This is a genomic window from Ligilactobacillus aviarius, assembly GCF_001654615.1.
GTDB lineage: Bacteria > Bacillota > Bacilli > Lactobacillales > Lactobacillaceae > Ligilactobacillus > Ligilactobacillus aviarius_B.
Genome location: NZ_LWUD01000052.1, coordinates 1 through 21,372 on the forward strand (window position 1 = coordinate 1; position 21,372 = coordinate 21,372).

Here is a 21,372-nt window from a genome sequence, read left to right on the forward strand (position 1 = left end):
TGACTCTTGGTAGAAAAAAAAGCTGCAAGGGTAAATGCACTCACTACGTTCGCCCTTGCTGCTTTTTCTATTGCCATTTTTAACGCTTATGCCGACGAAAAGACCAAACAGGTGTAAATATACTCGAATTGATTTAAAACGCCTTAAAACGCAAATATGAGCTTCTAACGACTTAATTCATCTCTATCTCGTGTTCGAGTTTCATTTCTATGAATTTTTTCAAACTCTCCACCTTTTACAAACTCTTTAATTTCACTCACAAGGTTATTCATGAGCTTTTCAGCTTGTCTAACAGTTGCACCAAGGGTATTTTCCATAAACTGATTAAAACCTCTGTAAATGCCCTTAATTTCGTTTTTAAGCGATTTATTCTCTTTCTCCAACGAATCAATTTTCTCTAGATTATTATAAAGACAATCGGTTCGTTCAAAAACAAAACCTGTATAAAATGCTTAAACAGGATTATCACTTACAACAAATCAAATTACCTAGTAATGTTACTAAAGCCAAGGTTAAACACGGCGTTAAAAGTAACTTATCTACTAGCCCCCAGAAACTATCCATTTGGAGCAATAGTCCCCTAACTTCTTACACAGTTTCGCAAAATTTCGATAATAAATTAACCAACAATACTCAGACCCTCCAAGCACCAATCAAGCGAGGACAGCGTATCGGAAGTCTTAGGTTAACAAGTTCAAAATTAAAAACTGTATCGGGCGAACCATTGACCTATCCTTTATATAGCAATGAATCAGTACCCAAGGGGAATTCCCTGGAAAGATTATTTAGATAAAAAAAGCGCCGACCGAAGCCAGCGCAGAAAAAGTAGCAATATTATTTCATCATCTTACGAATCAGAGCAACTGCCTTTTTAATTAGCTTTTTAACGTGCTTATTGGGCACGACTAATACGACAAGGAACCAGTGTCCCATGGGAGACGCCTCCCATCTTGCGCGGTTTCAGTGGGAGCTACCCACCCGATGCGCAAGATTAATTGTATCACAACAACATTGTGCTATAATATAGTTACTAATACGATAAGGCCGGTGCGCAAATTGGTACTAAGGTAGCTCCTTAGACCGAGCCGGCGGGGTACCTGAAAAGGTGCTCTTTTTTATACCCAAAATCTAAAAATAGGGTCCATTTTTAATTAACACCATCTATCGTCATATTTACAAGCATAATTTAGGCGAACAGTATTCATCTCATGGTGATACCGGAATTAAACGACATTTAAGACATAAGCATCACACCCGTCATCCTAAAAATACCAGGAGGCATCGGGAAGCCCAGACAGATTATATTTCAATTCATGAGCGCCCTAAATTCATCAATGAGCGTCAGCGCATTGGTGATTGGGAAATAGATACTGTAATGGGGAAAACTGGACACTCTGTTCTTTTAACAGTCGTTGATCGTCTTAGTCGATTAGTATTGATCAAAAAGATCAATCACAAAGAAACAGCTGATGTTAATCAGGGCTTAGTTGATCTCTTAGGATCTATCCCTAAAGAATTTGTCCATTCATTGACTCCAGATCATGGGCGTGAATTTCTTAGCCTAAATGATATTCGAGAACGTTTAGGAGTAGCTATTTATTGGCCAGATCCATATTCACCAGAGGAAAGAGGAACTAATGCCCGAATTGTCAAATCAAGTGCAACACTTGCTAAACTTCACTTATAAGTGGTCTAGGTGGTGGTCATGCGAGTAGCTGCTCAGCCATGAATTCATTGGCTGATTTATAACCAAATAGTTTACGTGGTCGTTGGTTAAGTGCCGCGGTCGCTTGCTTAATATGATCATCACTGAAACTGGTAATTGATTGACCTTTAGGGATAAATTCTCTTAGTAGCCCATTAAGCTGTTCGTTACTGCCCCGTTCTGACGGCGTATAAGGATGAGCAAAATATAGGTTGGTACCAGTGACCTCACTCAGCGCAGAAAATTCTGCACCATTATCAAAAGTGAGTGACTTAACCACCTCAGCATCAAGTTTATTCACAAACTGTTGAACTGCAGCCTTACAGGTTTCAGCCTGATAGTTGGGGATTCTGATCACGACTTCGTAGCGCGTCATTCGTTCAGTTAGGGTGAGCAGTGCCGGTTGATCGCTGGTTCGCTTGCCTTTGACTAAATCACCTTCCCAATGACCAAATTCAGAACGATCATTAGCCGCTACTGGTCGCTGTTCAATTGAAGTCCCCAAGATCTTTTTATTTTGGCGTACACGACCCGTACGGTGCTTTTGGTGACGTTTGACCTGTTGTGGTAAATCGATATTGGCGACAGCTAGTAACCCGCGATCAATGTAACGATAAACAGTGGGTGTTGCGGGGCAATATTCAGCTGGATGGTGACGTTTATAAGCACCGACAAAGCTATCTACACTGTGCACTCGGAACTTAGCCTTAAGCGCAGTGGTCAATTGGTTAAAGAATGCCGGACTATATTCGAGTAGACTTTTGCGATGGCAATTTAAACGGCGTTGTTCGTATTGAATTTGACCGCTATCGGCAAAATAACGCTGGGTATAAACGCCATAACTGGACATTTGAGTCACGGTGCCGCGCTTGATTTCACGGCTGATCGTGCTGGGATCGCGGGCTAATCTTTTAGCAATCGCCCTGATCGAATAATGATCTTCATAAAGACTCTGGATTTGGCCACGCTCCTCACGTGATAGTTGCTTATAAGAAGCTGTTTAGTATCTTTGATTTTGACCCAATAATTTGATAAACTACTGTCAAAAAAGTTGGTGATCATATGCAACATTTTAGTCATCATTACCAAAGCGATATTTCTCGGCAACAATTCGATTTGATCCGTCAGGATCTGGAAGCTTCAAGAAAACGAACTCACCCAAAACACATTGATCCTTATGATATCTTCTGTGCCATGCTCTATGTCCTTAAAAATGGCTGTACTTGGCGTGATTTGCCGGCTGATTATCCAAAGTGGTCCACCGTTTACTACTATTGGATGAGTTGGTCAAAAGCCCCCACCCCTGATAAACCAGCTTTATTAACTCAGGTTTTAAAAAAATTGTCGCTGATCGACGATTAAGGCAAGGGCGGTCAGCCCGAACTTCGTTCGTCATTTTAGATGCCCAAAGCATTAAGAACACCGCTACCGCTGAAAATAAGGGTTACGATGGTGGCAAGAAAATTTCCGGCATTAAGCGCCATTTAGCCGTCGACATCAATGGATTCCCGCAAGCTATCCATATTACCCGGGCTAACATCACTGATCGTGACGGGGCGATTGCACTCGTCACCCTTAATTTAGAGCAGTTTAAATTGGTTCGAACCATGATGGTTGATAGTGGTTATACCGGCCAAAATTTTGCCAATGAGATTAGCAGTTTAACCTCAGCCAAGGTAATCGTCGTTAAATGAAATGAGTTACACCAATTTTCGGTTATCCCCCAACGGTGGCTCATTGAACGTTCATTTAGTTGGTTGGGAAATTATCATCGTTTATGGCGTAACTGTGAGCGTAAGCTCAACACTAGTCTCATGATGGTTTCGTTAGCTTTTATCAGGTTACTTCTCAAAAGATACTAAACAGTTTCTAAGATTTTTTGATGGTATCTTTAGATTGGGCCATGAAGTCCGTCCTAACTTATTGGTTTTGTCACTTATAAGTTTAAGGCTTCATGGCCTTTTTGGTCTAGTTATTTAGGTGTTGCACTTACATTGTAAATCCGGCGTCACAAAAAAATTGACTGACGAGTCAATAATTCGTTGACTCGTCAGTCAATCGCGACTATACTGGAAAAGGTTGATCAGATACCGACATATTAAAACGTGTTTCAAGTTTGACCTTAAGGAGGATGACAAAAATGACAACAGCTATTATCGAACTTGACCATCTTCAAAAAAACTTTGGCAAGTTTGCCGCATTAAAAGATGTCAGTTTCACGTTGGCACCCGGTCAGGTTCTGGGTTTTCTAGGACCTAATGGGGCCGGCAAATCCACGACCATTCGAGTTATTTTAGGCTTATTAAAAAAGAGTGGCGGCTCAGTGACCGTCTTCGGCAAAGATGCCTGGCGGGATGATGCGGCGATTCATCCACGCATCGCCTATGTTCCTGGGGACGTTTATTTATGGCCAAATCTTTCTGGCGGCGAAATTATCGACCTATTGCTACGTTTAAATGGCCGCCAGCATAATCAAAAGACCGATGAACTAATCAAGGCCTTTGAATTTGATCCGAAGAAAAAAGCTCGTACCTATTCAAAAGGCAATCGTCAAAAAGTAGCGTTAATTGCTGCGTTGTCGCAAGATGCCGATTTGTATATTTTTGATGAACCCACTTCTGGGCTTGATCCATTAAATGAACAGACTTTCCAGCAAGAAGTTTTAAAACTGAAAAGAGCCGGTAAAAGTGTGCTGCTATCAAGCCACATTTTGTCCGAAGTCGAGCGAATGTGTGATTCAATTGTTATCATCCGTGATGGTAGTGTGATTGAGAGCGGCAATCTTGATCAATTACGGCATCTATCGCGGATCAAAATTGAAGTCACCACCGCTACCCCAATGACTGCTTTGGCAAAGCAAGCTGGCGTTCACGACCTCACTTATCGCGATTCCGAGCACACCAAGGCGGTTTTCACCGCTGATCGAGACGCGCTTGGCACCATCATGACCACACTGGCCGCCAACACCGTGGTCGACATGCAATCAACGCCGCCAACGCTGGAAGAGTTATTCCTGCGTTATTATGGAAAGCAAGGTGAGACTCATGCGGCACAGTAATCGGAACGCAGGTTATCTGCTTCGGGCAAACCTCAAACAAAATCTAAAATTTTCACTCATCTGGCTTGTCATTTTGATCATGATGATTGCCATTGGTGCTGGCAAATTGGAAGCAGACTTTGCAGGCGGGGCCTCGGGCTCTAAAGAGATTGTCAAAATGCTGCAAGCGCCGGGCATGGCGGCAATGTTTGGCGCGATGCCAAAGGTGGACACGTATAACACAGCGATTGTGTTTGCTGGTGTGATGGTCGTCTTCATGATTATTTTGCAGGCCTTATGGGTTATGCCGCTGATGATTCGCAACACCCGCGGTCAAGAAGAAAGTGGCTTGCTCGAAATGGTTCGCGCTCGCAATGTTGGGCGAACGGCTGCCATCACCGCCGCTTCGCTTGAGCTTCTCATCGACAGTGCCATAATGGGTATCCTCTATTTTGTCTCGTTGGCCGCTGTCAACATGGGTGGTACTGACTTGTACGGTGACTTCCTGTTTTCACTGGGGATGGTGATCGCCAACTTGCTATTCGGAGCCATTGCGTTGCTATTCGCGCAACTAACCAATAACACACGTACAGCCAATATGTTGAGCTACATGGTGCTGACTGCCGCTTATTTGGTTCGGCTGGTCACCGATATCCAGCATCAAAATCTGACGTGGTTATCACCAATTGGTTGGTTCGAAAAAGCAAACTTCTATACTGATAACAACGTCTGGGCTTTAGGTTTGGCCTTACTGGTCAGCATTCTGCTTGCGGCCAGCGCCACCATGATTGCCCGCAACCGCGATCTGGGCGCCGGGATTATTGCTGAACGCACCGGCCGAGCCAAAGCTGCCGGCTGGCTTCGCTCGATCCCTGCCTTACTGTGGCGAACTGAGCGCAGATTATTTGCTGGGTGGTTAATCGGCGCCGTGGTGTTTGGCGGCGTCATGGGTAGTGTGCTCGGCGGCGTTGGCGACATTCTTAAAACGAATCCGCTTTATCGTAAAATACTAGATGTTGGCCAAATCAACGCTGCCAATCAGACCATGGTCCTGTCATTCTTAGGCATGTATCTCGGCATTTTCGTCGCATTAGCCGTGACTGCTGGCGTCCAAGTGGCATTCCGACTCAAACGCGATGACAACCTTGGTTACTTGAGCGTCATTCATGCCGAAAAGCCAACGCGAACCACGATCAGTGTCAGCTACTATTGCTTTGGTCTGCTGGCAGGCGTGTTCGTCCTTTCTGCTGGGCTGCTGGCCTTGTTCTTCACTGGGAACACTGTTCTCAGTCACCCGTTGCCGCTCAAGTACCTCGGTCGCCTATTCGTGGCTAGCGTTCCGGCTGTGATATCGTTTATCGCCCTTGGCATCGCACTAGTCGGTCTGTGGCCACGCTTAAGCAGTCTATTCTGGCTGTATATGGGAGCCGGTCTGATCGTTCAAATTTTCCGGGGATTGTTTGATTTGCCAAAACACGCAGGCAACTTCACACCTTTTGGCTGGATTGCCAATGTACCGGTTGAAAACGTTGATCAAACATGGCTAATCGTGATGGTTGTTAGCGCTATAGTATTATTTATTCTTGGCATTGCTGGTTATCGCCGTCAGGATTTGAGCCTATGAAAAATGTTGTGACAGATCCTGAAAAGGTCACCCGAATCCTCAAAACAGCGACGGAAATTTTCGGCCAGCAAGGCTTCATCAAGAGCAAAACCGATCAGATTGCCAACCAAGCACAAGTATCTAAGGGCTTGCTCTTCCATTATTTTGGCAATAAACAAGCGCTGTATCTTGACGCTTTCAAATATGCCTATCATCGAATTTATGATCACATGGACCCCAAAAAGTGGCAGAATGCCCCTGGCTTGGCTGCCATGATGACCACTGCAGTTAAGTATGAGTTGAAACTACAATTCAAATTCCCAGCTGAATACCGCTTGATGATGCAAGCCTATGCTGATTTACCGCATTTTCCCGAACCGTTGCGACAACAAGTGCAGCAAGAAACAACTGCCATATCCGCTGAAATCGATCGCATTTTTCGCGAGAAAATTGAACAGCTGCCTCGTCGTGAGGGCCTGTCAGTCGATGACGTTTTCGGTGTAGTTTCTGCCTTAATCGCCCAACAAACGGCGGTCACCATCAGACTCATTGCCAGTGGCCATTATCGCAAGTTTGAAGATCTGCAGTCCGTGTTTGAGACGATGGCACGCCAGTTATTGATTGTCGAACACGGCTTTTTACCAGATGAAAGTTGACGTCAGCTGATAGATCAAAAAAGGTCATTAGGGTATACCCTATTGGCCTTTTTTATTTCTGTGCTATACTAGGAATTACAAGTATTCATTAGAACTGTCCAAAAGGAGAATTGGAAATGGCTAAAATCGGTTATGCGCGTGTGAGTTCCAAGGAGCAACATTTAGATCGACAGTTAGCGGCTTTAAAAGACGTTGATAAATTATTTACTTTGAATATTATTTTGGAGTACTCAGATTGAAACATCAAGACACCTTGAGAATTTTCTTTAATAAATAGTCAAAAGCCAAATTTTATTTGTAGGTGTCCAGTAATACCACCACAAGCTAAAAGTATTCACTGGCCATTACCTGATCCGGCACAAGCAAAAGGCACACATGAACAAAAAATGTTTGTGTTTCGACAAACGCGCGATGAAACTAAAAAAACGTATTGTCCAATTAGTTTAGGGGCTATTTGTTAGTAATAACCCCTTTTATTTATTGATAAACCAAGGCCTTAAATGTATAATATTAAATATAGGGGTTATAATATTGTTTTGTGGATTTACAGCCCCTATATTTTTCGATTTTAAGGTGGATTTTTATTATGAAACAAACTGTTTTACCAATTAAAGATTCTAATGTTTTACATGAAGTTCAAGACACTTTGTTACACAATTTCCGTGCTGGAAGAAGAAATTACACAATTTTCCAAGTAGGTAAAGCAACTTTACTCCGGGTTTCTGACGTTTTACGGTTAAAAATCAACGATATTTTTGACGAGCAAGGAAACGTAAAGCCTAATGCCTATATCCATGATAAAAAGACTGGGAAGCCTAACAACCTATACTTAAAACCAGTTGCACAGGATCTCACGGTTTATTATGAATGGTTAAAGGAGCATGATTTAATTAAAGAATGGTTGTTCCCTTCAACCCAACGCCCTGAAAGACATATTACTGAAAAACAATACTACAAAATTATGGCCAAAGTTGGCGATCTGTTAGAGATTAACTATCTAGGTACTCACACCATGCGTAAAACTGGCGCTTATCGAGTTTACGAGCAAACCGGCCATAACATTGCGCTTGTCATGAAGCTTTTAAATCATTCAAGCGAACAGATGACCCTTGCATATTTAGGACTAGATCAGGAAACAACTGAATCTATGCTTGATAAAATTGATTTTGGCTAAAAATGTTATGTTATACTAATGGTGTTCTAATGAATGACACACCATAATAGCACAATCATTGTTTTCTTAACCCGTTACTTAACGGGTTTTCTTTTTGTATCATTCGATTATATTTAATGTTATAATCTGATTGAAAGAAATACAGTTATTAAAAACATAGCAACGTTCCAAACCTAACTGGCCGCCTAACCAGTTAGGTTTTTTTATAAAAAAAAACGCCCGATAGGTTGTCTAGGCCTATCGAACTTCGCTGTATTCGCTAAGCGGATAGCAACTTGTTATCGCTTGTTAATCCACTTAGTAAACAACGCCACCAAGCACCCAACAAGTAATGGTGCTACGATATTTTGAAGAAGATAATTAACCATTGGAATCCCACCCCCTCTCAGAGGCAGTTGCCATTTTTGATTATACCATGATGAGTTGCAACATTGAACGACATATGATAGTCTAAAGGTGAAGAAGATATATAGGATCATTGGAATCCAAACCTAACTGCGCCTGTCTAACCAGTTAGGTCTTTTTTTGTTTGACAAAGTAATATCCATAATCTATAATAAAGCACGAATGAATGTTTATTAAATAAATTATTTTAAAGCCAAAAGGCGATGCAAATCTGATAGAGCTAATCAGATTGAGTTAAAAAAATTATGATAAAAAGACGAAGGAATTTGCCGCCTTCGTCTTTTTTTAAATATAATTTCCTAATACGTCTATTCTTCCATGACCTAGATCTTTAGCAACCGCTCTAAAAGCTGTTTCATTTCCTTTTATTCCATTAATTGTTCGTTGCGTATTGTTACGACGTCCTTTTGTTTTAAATTCTTCGTCCAAACGTGTTCTAGCGTATTCTTGTCTTTGAATATGAAATCTCAAACGGCCACTAACATGACCATCATAAATATAATTATTATCACGGTAAGTCTTTTCATTTTTCTTCAAAAAAACCTGCTGAAACTTTTTAATATCATTTTGAGTTTGTGGCAGATACTTTGCTTTTTGGAACTGGTAAAGTTGCCGCATTTCATTTTCCATATCATTTCTGCATGTAGCAAATCTTGGCCTGCCACCCTTTCCATACGGAACAAAACAATATAATTTACCTTTATTTTCAAAAAAGCTATTTGAAATAACTGAAGGTTTATCCTTTGAAGTGTGGCAAAGTTCGCTTCTTCTCAATCCAAACGCTCTAGCAGTATCTATCAGTGAACGATTATTCTCATAAAGCGTTTCATTTTCTTTTCGCCATTGTTCTGCGCTTTGCCGCCGATTATTCCAGATTTCACCCCGATTTTTACGCTTAATTAATGTTTGAAACTTAGCATCATGACCTTTATTCCATTTAGAGGCGGTAAAAACATCATTTTTACTCCAATTGCCAGTCCCAACCATAACATGGTTAATCGCTGTAATTCCGGCTTTTATCGTCCAGGCGCTATAACCTTTACTTTGTAAATAGAGACAATAATTCCCTATTACGTCATAATTAATTTGACGTATTCTTTTTATCCTGTTTTCTTTTGCCCAACTACAAAACTTATGAATCGCTCTCTCATGCGTTTTCAATGAATTATTTGAATAAACGTGCATGTAATCAGCCTTTTTAGCGCCATGGTGTTTATTTTGCGATCTAGTTCGACCATTGAATTGCTTACGAATCATATATTGCATATGGTTTTCTAAGCTAGCCATAAAAATCACCTGATTTGTTAAAAACTTTACCGGCACAAGTAGCCATACGGCTTATTTCTCCTTTGATAAACCAGTGAGACGTCTGGTATTGCCGGTTTTCTGCTACTTAATCGTTAGCAGCTAGCGCTTGACGATGCTGAGAGACGTATTCTAACGTCATTTCAGACTAAACAACTTATAAACTTCCCAATGTAACAACAAATAAATTCGAGAGTAACAAGCTAAGAAATCCTAATGTGAGCGATAATCTTTACTTCCAATGAAGCCTATCACTGCAACGTGGACTGTCTATTCACCACGTTGCTATCAAAAAAATAAGTCGTTTATTTTTTTCGATTTTCTCCTTCAGTCACCTTCTGCAACTAGGATGAATAGACAGTCCACCCTTCCGATCCAATTTCACGCTCCTAATCATGTAATCTACTGTAGCCTTATGGCTACCACTCCGAATCATGTGTCCTCATGCATTGTGCAGTTAAGCATTATCATATCTTCGTCATAACCAATTCCAACATCGTGTGTAGATAACATATTAAGATTGTTCCATTTTCACAGATTTAGCAACGTAGGGCATTCTACGCCACTTCATACCCTCCCCTTCGCTGAGTACGCAATTTGAACATTTATCTCTAAATGTCAACACACCGGCTCTCGGCTCAAAGTGTGCTTACGATTACCTCAAACTTTTGGTCCATCTAAAGGATAAGCTTAATGACCAAAGTTCCCGGATCGTTGCTAGATAATCTAATCTAGCTAGTATTTTTATCGGGTCCGCCATGGTTGAGATTTTTGCCCTGCACGAACAGTCGAATCAAACTAGTAGAGCCCTAGCCTCTCAACAATCTTTCTACGCCGTAGCGTCTTGCTCTAACATGCTTACGCATGGATCTTAGCAATATAATGCTTTGATTTTTATTGGTTGTCAGCCGTCACCTGACACACGTCTTACAAACGTGCCTTTTGTTAAGATTTTCAAAACGCTAAGCCAAACGCTATCCAACCTAGATACCACTTCAATTATATTAATCAAAGTGCCCTGACTGCTCTGTATCCCGAGCTCACGGAGATTTATTATAGGAAAATCATACCTGTTCTAAACGCCTACAATGTAACATAGTGAGAATAAATAATCTAGTCACTTTTAATAAGTGCAAGCTATTTTATTCTATTATTTCAGAATAAATTTAAAATATTAATTTTTTATTAAAAAAGGAAGCGGCCTTAACTGCTTCCATAAATCGTTATTATTCTGATCTCCTTACTTGATTTTCTTTATTTTCATTATCTCCTTGATTACCTTGATCTCCTTTATTATTCTCTATCTTCTGAAACATATAGCGCACCTTGTCCAGGCGGCTGTTTGGACGGCGGGGCTGGATGACTGGCTTGCCGACAGCGGCCTGATACCCTTTCAGTTCTGTAAGGCATACGCTCTGCCCGTTGGTGTAAACGGCCAGATCAGTACGGTATGCCTGTATACAGCGGGCGGGAATCTCGCCAGTAAAGACAACTTCATCCTTTTTTTCCTGGACCGTTTCGATGGTGGCACAGTATTTCGGTGCATCATGATAAGCCCTGGAAAGATATTCCCGGGGCGCATAGAGGGTGAAGGAGAGATAAGGTTCCAGCAGTTGCGTCCCTGATTTCTTCAATGCCTGTTCCAATACAATCGGGGCCAATGAGCGGAAGTCCGCCGGCGTGCTGACCGGACTGTAATAAAGCCCGTATTCAAAGCAAATCTTACAGTCCGTTACGTTCCAGCCGAACAAGCCCTGCTCCAGCCCGTAACGGATACCATCCCTGACAGCGTTTTGAAAACTCTGGTTCAAGTATCCCAGCGAAACCCGGCTCTCGTATTGTACACCGGAGCCAAGCGGGAGTGGTGTAACAGACAGTCCGATGGATGCCCAAAACGGGTTGGGCGGCACCTCGATATGGATGGTGTGGCTGGCTGCTTTGAGCGGCCGCTCCATATAAATGACGGTGGGTTCCTTTACCACTGTTTCAAGCTTGTATTTTTCCGACAGCAAAGCGGAAACAACCTCCAACTGCACCCGGCCCAAAAAAGAAAGAATGATCTCATGGGTGATGGAATCCACCTCGAAGCGCAAAAGCGGGTCAGTATCCGCAAGTTGCGTAAGAGCGTCCAGCAGCCGTTCTCTTTGCGCTGCCTTTTTCGGCGCAATCGACGTCCGCAGCATGGGGAGGGGGTCCTCACGCCACCTTTTACGAGGGAGCCGGGTTGGGTCCCCTAATACATCGTTTAACCTCACGCTGTCGCTGGGAAGGATAACAATTTCACCCGGATAAGCGGTGTCTGTCCGAACAATTTCCCCTTTGGATGGAATACGCATCTCTGTGATTTTCAGCTTTTCTCTCCCGGCCAGGGCCACCGTATCCCGCAGGCGCAGCGTTCCGCTGTATAGCCGTAGATAGACACGCCGCTGGCCGCAATCTGTATACTCCACCTTGAAAACGCTGCCGCATAGGGCGGCGCTCCCCTGTTCCCCAATCGGTTGGAACAGCCCTGTCACCGCATCCATCAACGGTTGAATGCCAAGGCCCTTTTTGGCGCTGCCATAATAGACCGGGAACAGGGAGGCGTCTTGAACCCGCCGCTGTTCCTCCCGCACAAGTTTTTCCCGGCTGATTGGTTCTCCTGCGATATACTTTTCCAATAATTTATCGTTATTTTCGATGACCGCATCCCATGCTTCTATGTCGGTATTTTCCTCCAGGACTATTTCCGGGGACAGCGACACCGTCTGCTTGATGATAATATCGGCGGAGAGCTTATCCCGAACAGACTGAACCACGCTCTGCAAATCAACGCCAGCCTGGTCGATCTTGTTGATAAAGATAACGGTGGGAATGTTCATTTTCCGCAGGGCATGGAACAGAATACGGGTCTGGGCCTGCACGCCATCTTTAGCGGAGATCACCAAGATGGCCCCATCTAAAACAGCCAAAGAGCGGTACACCTCCGCCAAAAAATCCATGTGGCCGGGCGTATCCACAATGTTGACTTTACATCTGTGCCACTGGAAGGAAGTGACTGCCGCTTGAATGGTAATCCCACGCTGCCGCTCCAAAAACATGGTGTCCGTCCTCGTTGTCCCTTTTTCGACGCTCCCCGGTTCTGAAATGGCTCCGCTGGCATATAGCAGGCTCTCCGTCAAGGTCGTCTTTCCAGCGTCTACATGGGCAAGAATTCCAATATTGATTATTTTCATGTGATTGTCCTCCCTTTACTGCCCCGAAGGGCATAAAAATCCCCAGCAGTAAAATACTTTTACCACTGGGGATGATAATTTGCGGACATACACATATACAGCATACACCTGTTTGTGAGTGCTGTTTTTGGGGATATGTCAAAATTGATAAGGCAAAAGTATTTTTAAATTGGGTACAAAAAACTAAGCCCCTACAAAAGGGACTATCATAATCTTTGTTCCCACTATTTGATTATAGTTTTATTTAAGAATACCTTGCCGCATATTTTTCACACCTTTTCTGGTTTTGAATCATTATATCACATCAGTTTTAGAAAAGCAAGTATCTAAAAGAAATTTTTCTTCCCCTTATATGTAACAATCATACCGGCTTCCTAACGTTCAGAATGGTTTCTACTGTCTGCTGCGGTGTTTGGTTGGAATTGTCCAGCCCAAAGCCGATCCGTGGTGTTGTCTGCATTTTACTAAATACAAATTCAATGTATACAGAAAGAAATATATAAGGAGTGGGAGGGATTCCGCCGTAGTCGGCATTGTAGGAAAATCCAAAAGTTTAGATTTTCTCAAAATGCTTATCTTTTGGTCTTTGGTTCGGAATAGTGTAGTGCTGGCGGTCTATCTATTGTTTTCGGTTGCTTGCTTCTTTACCGTACATGAGCATTCTTTTTCCGTTTCAAGAATACTTCCTTGTTCAATATGTTCTTCAACAAAGGCCTTAATATCATTTCGCCGCTTTTGTTGTGGTTGAAAATCAAATCCCTGTCGGTGCATTTCATCCACAAACTTCTTTCCATTGGCATCAGCGATATCTTTTACTTCGTCGTTATTAGCAATTCCTACAAAGTTCTTACTTCCCCAAAATACCGTTGGGAAACGACTTCCTTCTTCCTCAGCCATTGAAATAACCTCAAGGGAACGTTTTGGTTGGCCGTACTTTTCTTGAAGCATTTGGACCGCCGTTAGTGAAGCAACTACCCCAAACTGGCCATCCAATTTACCACCGTTTACGACAGTGTCAATGTGAGACCCCGTCATAATTGTTTCTTCCGGTAACTCGCTACCTTCGATCCGGCCAAAAAGATTCCCAACTTCATCAAAAGCTGCTTTCATTCCGATATTTTTCATCTGGTCTTGTACATAATGTTGTGCCGATAACCAACTATCAGAATAAAGTAACCGTGTTAAACCTCCAGTAGGATCACTCCCAATCGAAGACAACTTTTGCAGTCGTTCCTTTACAGTTTGTTCAACTTCCACGATACTAACCTCCTAACCTTGCCTTCAAAGAAGATTTCTTTAAAAGCATATGCGTTATCGCTTTAGTATGTCTTAATTGTATGCGCTTTCAACGGGTTGTTCATTGGCCGTTAATGCTAAATCAATTAATGATTTTGTGCAGTCCTGATAGTTTCTATCACAATAAAAAATGCCGATGGCTATTATACCTTCGACATATTTATCCAATAAATTCTATCTAGTTTTTAATAAGACAGATTGTAAAATATAAGTTGAACATTTAAGTGGACAAGAAAACCCATAAAGGTCTTTAATGGTGTTACCACAACATTCCATTAGAAAGAAGGACCTTTATGGGCACCACTATTTTATCATTTGCTGACCGCATTGTCATTGAAACTTTACTTCATGAACACCGTTCGCTTCGCTATATTGCTGACTATCTAGGCTTCAGTAAAACAACGATTTTCAATGAATTACATCGTCTCCCTTTACCTTATAATGCTAAGCGATCTCAACAGGATCATGAGACAAAGCTTAAGTTACGTGGACGTAAATATGTGCTGACTGCTAATCTAAAACGCTTGGTTGAAGACAAAGTCAAGATTCAGAAGTGGTCGCCTGAACAGGTTGCTCATATGGTTGGGATTGCTTATAAGACCATTTACAACTGGATTGACCAAGGTATACTTGACATCCAACCATCGGACTTACCTGACCGAGGCATTCGTCGTCATCGGGCGAAAGAAACTCGGGGAACATTTAGTCATGGCCGTTCAATTGAAGAACGTCCACAGGAAGTTAAGACTCGTAAAACGTTTGGTCACTTTGAAGCTGACACTGTTCTATCTGGTAAACGAAGAGGACAAGCGGTGGCCACTTTTGTCGAACGGCAAAGTAGATTAACCGTGGTTAAACGCCTTGAAAGTCGTAGTAGTCAGGCAATGACAATGGCCATGCTAGAATTAGCGAAACAATTAGGACCCAAACTTAAGACCATCACCGTCGATCATGGTAAAGAGTTCGCTAACTATCGTGAGATTGAAGAACAGACGGGCATTAATCTTTACTTTGCCCATGCTTATTCGCCGCATGAACGAGGTAGTAATGAGAATCGTAATCGGGTCTTGCGTCGTTTTATCCCTAAAGGCAAGCCAATTGAAGAGATCAGTGATCAAGAACTAATTCAGATTAACTGGTACTTAAACTCTCGGCCACTCAAATGTCTCAACTGGCGATCACCCATTGAAGTCTTTATGCGAAAAATGCTTCGATGAAGTGTTCAATTTATTTATTGCAATCTGCCGTTTCAAAAAATCTTTAATCGCCAATGCTGTAATAACTAATAGAGCAAAAACACCCAAAATTATAAAGACATTGATTGCACCCCATTTAACATAATAACCAACAGTTTGATGAGGTTTAAATAACTCATTCAAAATCATTGATTTTGAACTGGTTTTATTTGATGAAACATGAACATCAACATAATTTCTAATATAACTCATTCCAAATATTCTTCCCTTTCCTTATCCAAAAAAATAAAGCCTTAATAACTCAATTATCTTAATTAGTGTTTTCTTTTCCGTTTTAAGAAACTTAAACCACCTAAAGCCAATCCAAGTGAAACAGCTTCAGCACCTAAGATGGCTGCTCCCTTATCTTGTGTTTCACCTGTTGTTAGTAATGTGTTCTTTGATTCTGATTCCTTACTTACATTACCATTCTTAACTTTACTTTCACTAAATGTAATTGGTTGTATACAGGCGTTGATTTCTCTGTTTCTTCACCTTTAACCCCATTTGACTTAACCGTCTTTGAGGTTGCCTTTGCTTCATGCTTGTTATATGTTGATTAATAACTTTTTGAATTTCTTCATCAAATCCGGCTAATGCCGCAAACGGTAAAAAAATCGAAGCACGTTCATTTAATGGCATTCGATATTGATCCTTATGCGCTGCATAATCATAATCAATTATCGTTTCTGCGTTGTAAGTCATGCTAAATGCCCTCCTATCTGCTTATTTCGTCTTAATGTCATTGCCTTATCTTTTAAATCCAATCCTCTAAAAATTGCATTTTTCCCAAATCGTTCCTGAATCTTTAACGTTGTTTCTTGTAAAGTATGCTGCTTATCTAATCCATTTTCGTTTGAAAAATCACAAAATAAATTTCCTTGCTCATAGTTAACGATTGTATCCCGACAATCTTTCAAATTATGAGCAGTAATTGTAATTCGCCGTAGTAGATAATCTGAATCGACAATTTCATTAAATAACCGTAATAATTGCTTTCTAATATCATGTTCCAAATTTGAATATCTAATGAGACCAATATGACCTCTTACCGATTTTGGCCGAACTCTTCCAAAACGATTAACCTCAGTTTCTTCAATGTCATCAACATAATTAAACGTCTTACAATCATAATGAATACTCAAAGATAGCTCATTGGTTACCTGCTTAGTATTCAGCAACTTCAAGGCAAGCTCTTGGCTCATTTCTTTAATAATCATCAACCCATTGCTGTAATTATACGGTTCATTTAATAACTGTCCGACTGTCAAACAATGATTTTTCGGTCGGTAATCATTAATATCTTTAATTGTTAGATCCTCAAATCCCCACGCATGATCTATTAGAATCTCTGCATTAATTCCAAATTCGCGATACAACAACGATTTATTATATCGATCACTAAGTGTCCCCAAAGAACATGCTGCAATTTCTCCCATTGTATGAATATCTAACTTATCCAATCTTCGAGCATAACCTTTTCCTATACGCCAAAAGTCTGTTATTGGTTGATGATCCCATAACTGTTCCCGATATGTACACTCATTTAATTCAGCAACTTTAAATCCCATTTTTGTCGGTGTCATATGTTTTGCAACGATATCCATTGCAACTTTCGCTAAATACAAATTGGTTCCAATTCCAACCGTTGCTATTATTCCTGTTTCTTGATAAACATCACTAATTATCCGATCTGCCAGCTCTATTGGTTCACAATTATAAAACTTCAAATATGATGTTATATCAATAAAAGCTTCATCAATCGAATAAACATGAATGTCCTCTGCTGCAATATATCGCAAGTAAATACTATAAATATAAGCACTTACCTCCTCATAAAGTTTCATTCGCGGTTTAGCTATCTTAAATCCAATTTCTAACGCTTTATTTTTAAGTAATTCTTTACGACTACATGACCCACACCTAAATCGATGCCCTAAAATCTTACCCTTCCGATCATTATTTAGTCGATTAATTTGCTGTTTAACTTCAAACAACCGTGGTCTTCCCGGCACTCCAAAACTTTTCAACGCAGGAGATACAGCAAGACAAATTGTTTTGTCTGTTCGGCTTTCGTCAGCAACAACCAAATTAATATCCAATGGATCTAATTTTCGTTCCCTACATTCCACTGAAGCATAAAAAGACTTAAGATCAATTGCCATATATACTTTACTCACACTAACCACCTATAAAATAAATAGAACGTATGTTCGATAAAAGTATATCACAAAAATAAAAACAGATACTAATTAATTCCTAATTAGCATCTATTTCACTAATAATTTTTATTCGAAAAATACAAAATAAATACTTTACAAACAACTAAACTAATTGTTTGCTAGAGGTTTGATCGGAGGAGAGTGCATACTTTCCCTTATACATATAAAGAAAGCATACGCTCAATAACTAACCGTTTGCCGTCGGCCGTCATGTCGTGTCACGCAATAGCATTTACTTTATTTGGCATTTCAGCCAAACGTTTATCTTTATTCCACGCTCCTACTCGCCCCACGTGTCATACTTTCGTATTTGCTTTGATAAACTCCCTGTCGAGCTACTATAAGTCTAAGAACCGCTTACGAGTAACTATACAGCTTTCTTGACTCGATCGTGTAAAACACCAGTCTTCCTCTTCTGTACTTAACTCCAGTCGTATTACTTAGCGAAGTTTAGCCACATCATCACTCTTTACCATATTAATTAAATTATATTAACTTAGGCTTCATACATTAGTGTATGTGCAGGCTTGTGACATTTACCTGCTGACCTTGATTAGCTATAAAATGCTATAAAATAACTAACCACGTCTAGGATTTGTTTTAATCCGCAGTGTAGATTCTGCGCTATTTCAATGTTTGGTAACGATATTCATCTTAACGAGAGCAATAAAATAGACGTCAATTAATCTAATTGACGTCGTTTAATCTCATTAAAACAATTACATTTACAAACAAATCTTAATAAACTACTACCTTGTATTTATACTGTTATAACAGTATAATATTCACATAAACAAGGCACTAGATTAAGATTACAGCTGTTCGACTAAAAGCTGTAATTGTTCTAACTGATGGTTCGAGCATCAATTAGAACCTTTTCAAATGAATTGGCGTTCACTTGAAAAGCTAGGGTCTTATTTTTTTACCCTTTTTTCTATTCAACTGACAACTAGATTGTATAATTGCCGCTATTAAAAGTAAAGGAAAATTTTATTTTTGTATGCAAATAGTATAATAGTAAAGTAGTAAGATAGTATAATAGTAGTATAGTAAAATAGTAATATAGTAAAATAGTATTTTATTGCACTAAGAATGCTACAGAATAGGTATTTCCAAAGATCCGTAAATTACTATTTGCATGCAAATAGTATAGTAGTAAAATAGTAGTATAGTAATTTATTAGAATTTGAAATTATTAAATTTTTCTTAAGGATTGATATTATGACACATACTTTATTGTTTGCTAATTTTAAAGGTGGGGTAGGAAAAACAACTAATTCCGTTATGACTGCCTATGAATTATCAAAGTTAGGATACAAAACTCTTGTTTGTGATTTAGACCCACAAGCAAATGCAACACAATTACTACGCAGAACTTACACATTACAGCATAACGAAGAAATGGCCTTCCCAGAAACAATGATGGTTGCACTAAAAAATGAAGATATTAAACCTGCTATTGTTGAAGTTATGAAGAATCTTTATCTACTTCCTTCTCATAAAGACTTTGTAAATTATCCTGATTTTCTTGAACTGAAATACTTAGCAAATATGCCTAACTATAAAGAACGGCGTATTTCATACTTTAACAATCAATTAAAACAAGTTCAAAATGAATATGACTTTATTATTATTGATGTGCCACCTACGCTTTCTATTTATACAGACAGTGCTTTGTATGCTGCTGACAACGTAATTATCGTCTTGCAAACACAACAACGATCGTTAGATGGTGCCATTGCATTTTGGGAATACCTACAGACTTTCTATAATGAACACTCTACAATCGACTTCGATATTTTAGGAATATTACCCGTTTTATTGAAAAATAATGCGGGGTTAGATAATCAAATCATCAAAGATGCAAAAGAAACTTTTGGTGACGATCTCTTATTTAATACAATTATTAAACATATGGAACGACTAAAAAGATATGATCGCTTAGGAATATCTGAAAAAGGCAAAACAAGTAAACACGATTTCCATGACGAAAAAACTCATGAAATCTATACTCAATTAACCAAAGAAATATTAAATAGATTGAAGGAGAACAAACATGCCTAAGCTTACATTTAATAAGGATAGAAACCGTAAAACAACAGATGAAAAGCCAAGCAAAGAGTTTAATGAAATAAAAGAAACACCTATTTCTGAACCAGAAAAGACATATGAGGCTCCAAAGATTGAACGTAAAACTAAGTTAGGACGTCCACGCAAAAATAAAGTGTATAGTTCTATTAGAATTCAAAGATCTACAACTAACCGGATTAATGCTATGCAGAACACACTAAATTTTAAAACACAAGATGATTTAATAATTGACCTTTTAGATAAGGTAGAAAACAGTCTTTCTGCCGATCAAAAGATAATGTATAAAATGTACTTGAAGACATTTACAGAAAGAGGAAAGCAATGATTTTACTATTTGCATGCAANNGTATCCTAATCAAAAATACGGTATCATTGAATTTAATCAAATATGTATTTTAGGGGTTATTTTTAAAATCTCCCCCAGAGTTTTTTGTTTTCAACCTTTTTTAACAAAAAACATCTAAAAACACTGTTATATCAGCATTTATTTAGTTATTATAAAAATGTAGTTGTTTCTATATAGTATCAAGACAAGAAGAAACTCGTTTTCAACTCGTTTCAAATTCCCAAGTTAGGAGGGATAAAATGAAAAATAATAATGTAACAGAAAAAGATTTATTTTATATTTTAGATTTATTTGAACACATGAAAGTAACTTATTGGTTAGATGGTGGCTGGGGGGTAGATGTATTAACTGGAAAACAACAAAGAGAACACAGAGATATAGATATAGATTTTGACGCTCAACACACTCAAAAAGTTATACAAAAATTAGAAGATATCGGATACAAAATAGAAGTTGATTGGATGCCTTCACGAATGGAACTCAAGCATGAAGAATATGGGTATTTAGATATTCATCCTATAAATCTAAATGATGATGGATCAATTACCCAAGCAAACCCAGAAGGTGGTAATTATGTTTTCCAAAATGACTGGTTTTCAGAAACTAATTACAAAGGTCGAAAAATACCATGTATTTCAAAAGAAGCTCAACTTCTTTTTCATTCTGGTTATGATTTAACAGAAAAAGACCATTTTGATATAAAAAATTTAAAATCAATAACATAATTGCTTTATTGACGTTGAGCCTCGGAACCCTTTTAAAAACCGTGGGCTTCCGCCCACACCTGACAAACGCAATGCGTTTGATCATGCCTCTGAAAAGTGAGTAAACAGTCATACCTGTTGGCTTTTCTGTCGGTTTACAAAAGCTAAATGACAACAAACAGACTAAGATAGTGATAGAAAATTTGATCCGACGGGATCTTGTTTTCTATCACTTTTTCTTTGCGTTAAAGTGATAAATGAAGTTGACATGTCGTGAGCTTTTTTGACACTTGATGTCGCATAACAAAATGGCAACTTCATTGCTTTCACTGTGAATCTCTTCGTAGTCTGTCTCTTATACACCTCTGAAGACGCCGA

General features: G+C 39.7%; 14 protein-coding genes and 6 pseudogenes. 11 read left to right on the forward strand and 9 right to left on the reverse strand.

The genetic code is table 11. The features are described from left to right. Positions 1–164: 164 nt before the first annotated feature. On the reverse strand, positions 165–383 hold the full coding sequence (locus tag A3O17_RS07495) for a hypothetical protein (RefSeq protein ID WP_064212821.1): 219 nt from the start codon (positions 381–383) through the stop codon (positions 165–167). 770 nt (positions 384–1,153) lie between these two features. Between A3O17_RS07495 and A3O17_RS07500 the strand changes: the two are divergent. Further along, positions 1,154–1,639, forward strand: a pseudogene (locus A3O17_RS07500) (IS30 family transposase); the annotation flags it as partial. Positions 1,640–1,703: 64 nt separating this feature from the next. Here A3O17_RS07500 and A3O17_RS07505 read toward each other — a convergent pair. Beyond that, positions 1,704–2,699 (reverse strand): annotated as a pseudogene (locus A3O17_RS07505) (IS30 family transposase); the annotation flags it as partial. A gap of 68 nt (positions 2,700–2,767) precedes the next feature. On the opposite strand from A3O17_RS07505, the pseudogene A3O17_RS07885 reads away from it, so the two are divergent. From A3O17_RS07885 to A3O17_RS07535, 6 genes and pseudogenes are all read left to right on the forward strand, one after another. Continuing rightward, a pseudogene (locus tag A3O17_RS07885) lies at positions 2,768–3,567 on the forward strand (IS5 family transposase). A gap of 278 nt (positions 3,568–3,845) precedes the next feature. Then, entirely contained in the window at positions 3,846–4,763 is a 918-nt protein-coding gene (locus A3O17_RS07515) for an ABC transporter ATP-binding protein (protein WP_013085963.1), read from the forward strand. Beyond that, on the forward strand, positions 4,750–6,366 hold the full coding sequence (locus A3O17_RS07520; protein WP_064212820.1) for an ABC transporter permease: 1,617 nt from the start codon (positions 4,750–4,752) through the stop codon (positions 6,364–6,366). Before A3O17_RS07515 ends, A3O17_RS07520 begins: the two co-directional genes overlap by 14 nt. Continuing rightward, positions 6,363–7,001 carry a TetR/AcrR family transcriptional regulator gene (locus A3O17_RS07525; protein ID WP_064212819.1) on the forward strand — a complete coding sequence of 213 codons (639 nt, stop codon included), beginning with the start codon at positions 6,363–6,365 and terminating at the stop codon, positions 6,999–7,001. Before A3O17_RS07520 ends, A3O17_RS07525 begins: the two co-directional genes overlap by 4 nt. A gap of 116 nt (positions 7,002–7,117) precedes the next feature. After that, positions 7,118–7,210, forward strand: a pseudogene (locus A3O17_RS07530) (recombinase family protein); the annotation flags it as partial. A gap of 377 nt (positions 7,211–7,587) precedes the next feature. Then, the gene (locus A3O17_RS07535) at positions 7,588–8,175 is read left to right on the forward strand and encodes a site-specific integrase (protein WP_064207928.1); all 588 of its coding nucleotides are present in this window, start codon (positions 7,588–7,590) and stop codon (positions 8,173–8,175) included. A 278-nt stretch (positions 8,176–8,453) separates the two neighbouring features. On the opposite strand, the gene A3O17_RS08015 is transcribed toward A3O17_RS07535, so the two are convergent. From A3O17_RS08015 to A3O17_RS07550, 4 genes and pseudogenes are all read right to left on the reverse strand, one after another. After that, positions 8,454–8,654 (reverse strand): type I toxin-antitoxin system Fst family toxin, encoded by a 201-nt coding sequence (locus A3O17_RS08015; RefSeq protein ID WP_404802646.1) that lies wholly within the window; start codon positions 8,652–8,654, stop codon positions 8,454–8,456. Between the two features lie 211 nt (positions 8,655–8,865). Continuing rightward, positions 8,866–9,867 (reverse strand): site-specific integrase, encoded by a 1,002-nt coding sequence (locus A3O17_RS07540; protein WP_064225322.1) that lies wholly within the window; start codon positions 9,865–9,867, stop codon positions 8,866–8,868. Between the two features lie 1,319 nt (positions 9,868–11,186). Continuing rightward, a pseudogene (gene tet / locus A3O17_RS07545) lies at positions 11,187–13,100 on the reverse strand (TetM/TetW/TetO/TetS family tetracycline resistance ribosomal protection protein); the annotation flags it as partial. A gap of 663 nt (positions 13,101–13,763) precedes the next feature. Then, a pseudogene (locus A3O17_RS07550) lies at positions 13,764–14,357 on the reverse strand (hydantoinase/carbamoylase family amidase); the annotation flags it as partial. A 332-nt stretch (positions 14,358–14,689) separates the two neighbouring features. Here A3O17_RS07550 and A3O17_RS07555 point away from each other — a divergent pair. Next, positions 14,690–15,613 carry an IS30 family transposase gene (locus A3O17_RS07555; protein WP_023860195.1) on the forward strand — a complete coding sequence of 308 codons (924 nt, stop codon included), beginning with the start codon at positions 14,690–14,692 and terminating at the stop codon, positions 15,611–15,613. 293 nt (positions 15,614–15,906) lie between these two features. On the opposite strand, the gene A3O17_RS08020 is transcribed toward A3O17_RS07555, so the two are convergent. From A3O17_RS08020 to A3O17_RS07570, 3 genes are read right to left on the reverse strand one after another with little or no spacing between them, the layout of a single operon-like run. Continuing rightward, a complete protein-coding gene (locus A3O17_RS08020; RefSeq protein ID WP_081255627.1) occupies positions 15,907–16,110 on the reverse strand; it encodes an LPXTG cell wall anchor domain-containing protein in 204 nt (67 codons plus the stop codon). Then, the gene (locus A3O17_RS07565; RefSeq protein ID WP_064212818.1) at positions 16,079–16,336 is read right to left on the reverse strand and encodes a hypothetical protein; all 258 of its coding nucleotides are present in this window, start codon (positions 16,334–16,336) and stop codon (positions 16,079–16,081) included. Before A3O17_RS07565 ends, A3O17_RS08020 begins: the two co-directional genes overlap by 32 nt. Next, complete coding sequence (locus A3O17_RS07570; protein ID WP_064212817.1) at positions 16,333–17,796, reverse strand: Y-family DNA polymerase; 1,464 nt, start codon at positions 17,794–17,796, stop codon at positions 16,333–16,335. The genes A3O17_RS07565 and A3O17_RS07570 overlap by 4 nt, the downstream gene beginning before the upstream one ends. Positions 17,797–19,074: 1,278 nt before the next feature. Between A3O17_RS07570 and A3O17_RS07575 the strand changes: the two genes are divergently transcribed. The 3 genes from A3O17_RS07575 (at position 19,075) to lnu(A) (ending at position 21,015) form a co-directional block, all read left to right on the forward strand. Continuing rightward, positions 19,075–19,917 (forward strand): ParA family protein, encoded by an 843-nt coding sequence (locus A3O17_RS07575; RefSeq protein WP_064207923.1) that lies wholly within the window; start codon positions 19,075–19,077, stop codon positions 19,915–19,917. Further along, a complete protein-coding gene (locus A3O17_RS07580) occupies positions 19,910–20,269 on the forward strand; it encodes a hypothetical protein (RefSeq protein ID WP_064207924.1) in 360 nt (119 codons plus the stop codon). The genes A3O17_RS07575 and A3O17_RS07580 overlap by 8 nt, the downstream gene beginning before the upstream one ends. 260 nt (positions 20,270–20,529) lie before the next feature. Further along, a complete protein-coding gene (gene lnu(A), locus A3O17_RS07585) occupies positions 20,530–21,015 on the forward strand; it encodes a lincosamide nucleotidyltransferase Lnu(A) (protein WP_001829870.1) in 486 nt (161 codons plus the stop codon). Positions 21,016–21,372 lie beyond the last annotated feature (357 nt).

Bases quoted from the DNA above. Each gene is read 5' to 3' on its own strand.
- A3O17_RS07515 (WP_013085963.1), top strand. From the start codon at position 3,846: ATGACAACAGCTATTATCGAACTTGACCATCTTCAAAAAAACTTTGGC.
- A3O17_RS07520 (WP_064212820.1), top strand. From the start codon at position 4,750: ATGCGGCACAGTAATCGGAACGCAGGTTATCTGCTTCGGGCAAACCTC.
- A3O17_RS07525 (WP_064212819.1), top strand. From the start codon at position 6,363: ATGAAAAATGTTGTGACAGATCCTGAAAAGGTCACCCGAATCCTCAAA.
- A3O17_RS07555 (WP_023860195.1), top strand. From the start codon at position 14,690: ATGGGCACCACTATTTTATCATTTGCTGACCGCATTGTCATTGAAACT.
- A3O17_RS07565 (WP_064212818.1), bottom strand. From the start codon at position 16,336: ATGACTTACAACGCAGAAACGATAATTGATTATGATTATGCAGCGCAT.
- A3O17_RS07575 (WP_064207923.1), top strand. From the start codon at position 19,075: ATGACACATACTTTATTGTTTGCTAATTTTAAAGGTGGGGTAGGAAAA.
- A3O17_RS07580 (WP_064207924.1), top strand. From the start codon at position 19,910: ATGCCTAAGCTTACATTTAATAAGGATAGAAACCGTAAAACAACAGAT.
- A3O17_RS08015 (WP_404802646.1), bottom strand. From the start codon at position 8,654: ATGATCCTATATATCTTCTTCACCTTTAGACTATCATATGTCGTTCAA.
- A3O17_RS07540 (WP_064225322.1), bottom strand. From the start codon at position 9,867: ATGGCTAGCTTAGAAAACCATATGCAATATATGATTCGTAAGCAATTC.
- A3O17_RS07535 (WP_064207928.1), top strand. From the start codon at position 7,588: ATGAAACAAACTGTTTTACCAATTAAAGATTCTAATGTTTTACATGAA.
- A3O17_RS07570 (WP_064212817.1), bottom strand. From the start codon at position 17,796: ATGGCAATTGATCTTAAGTCTTTTTATGCTTCAGTGGAATGTAGGGAA.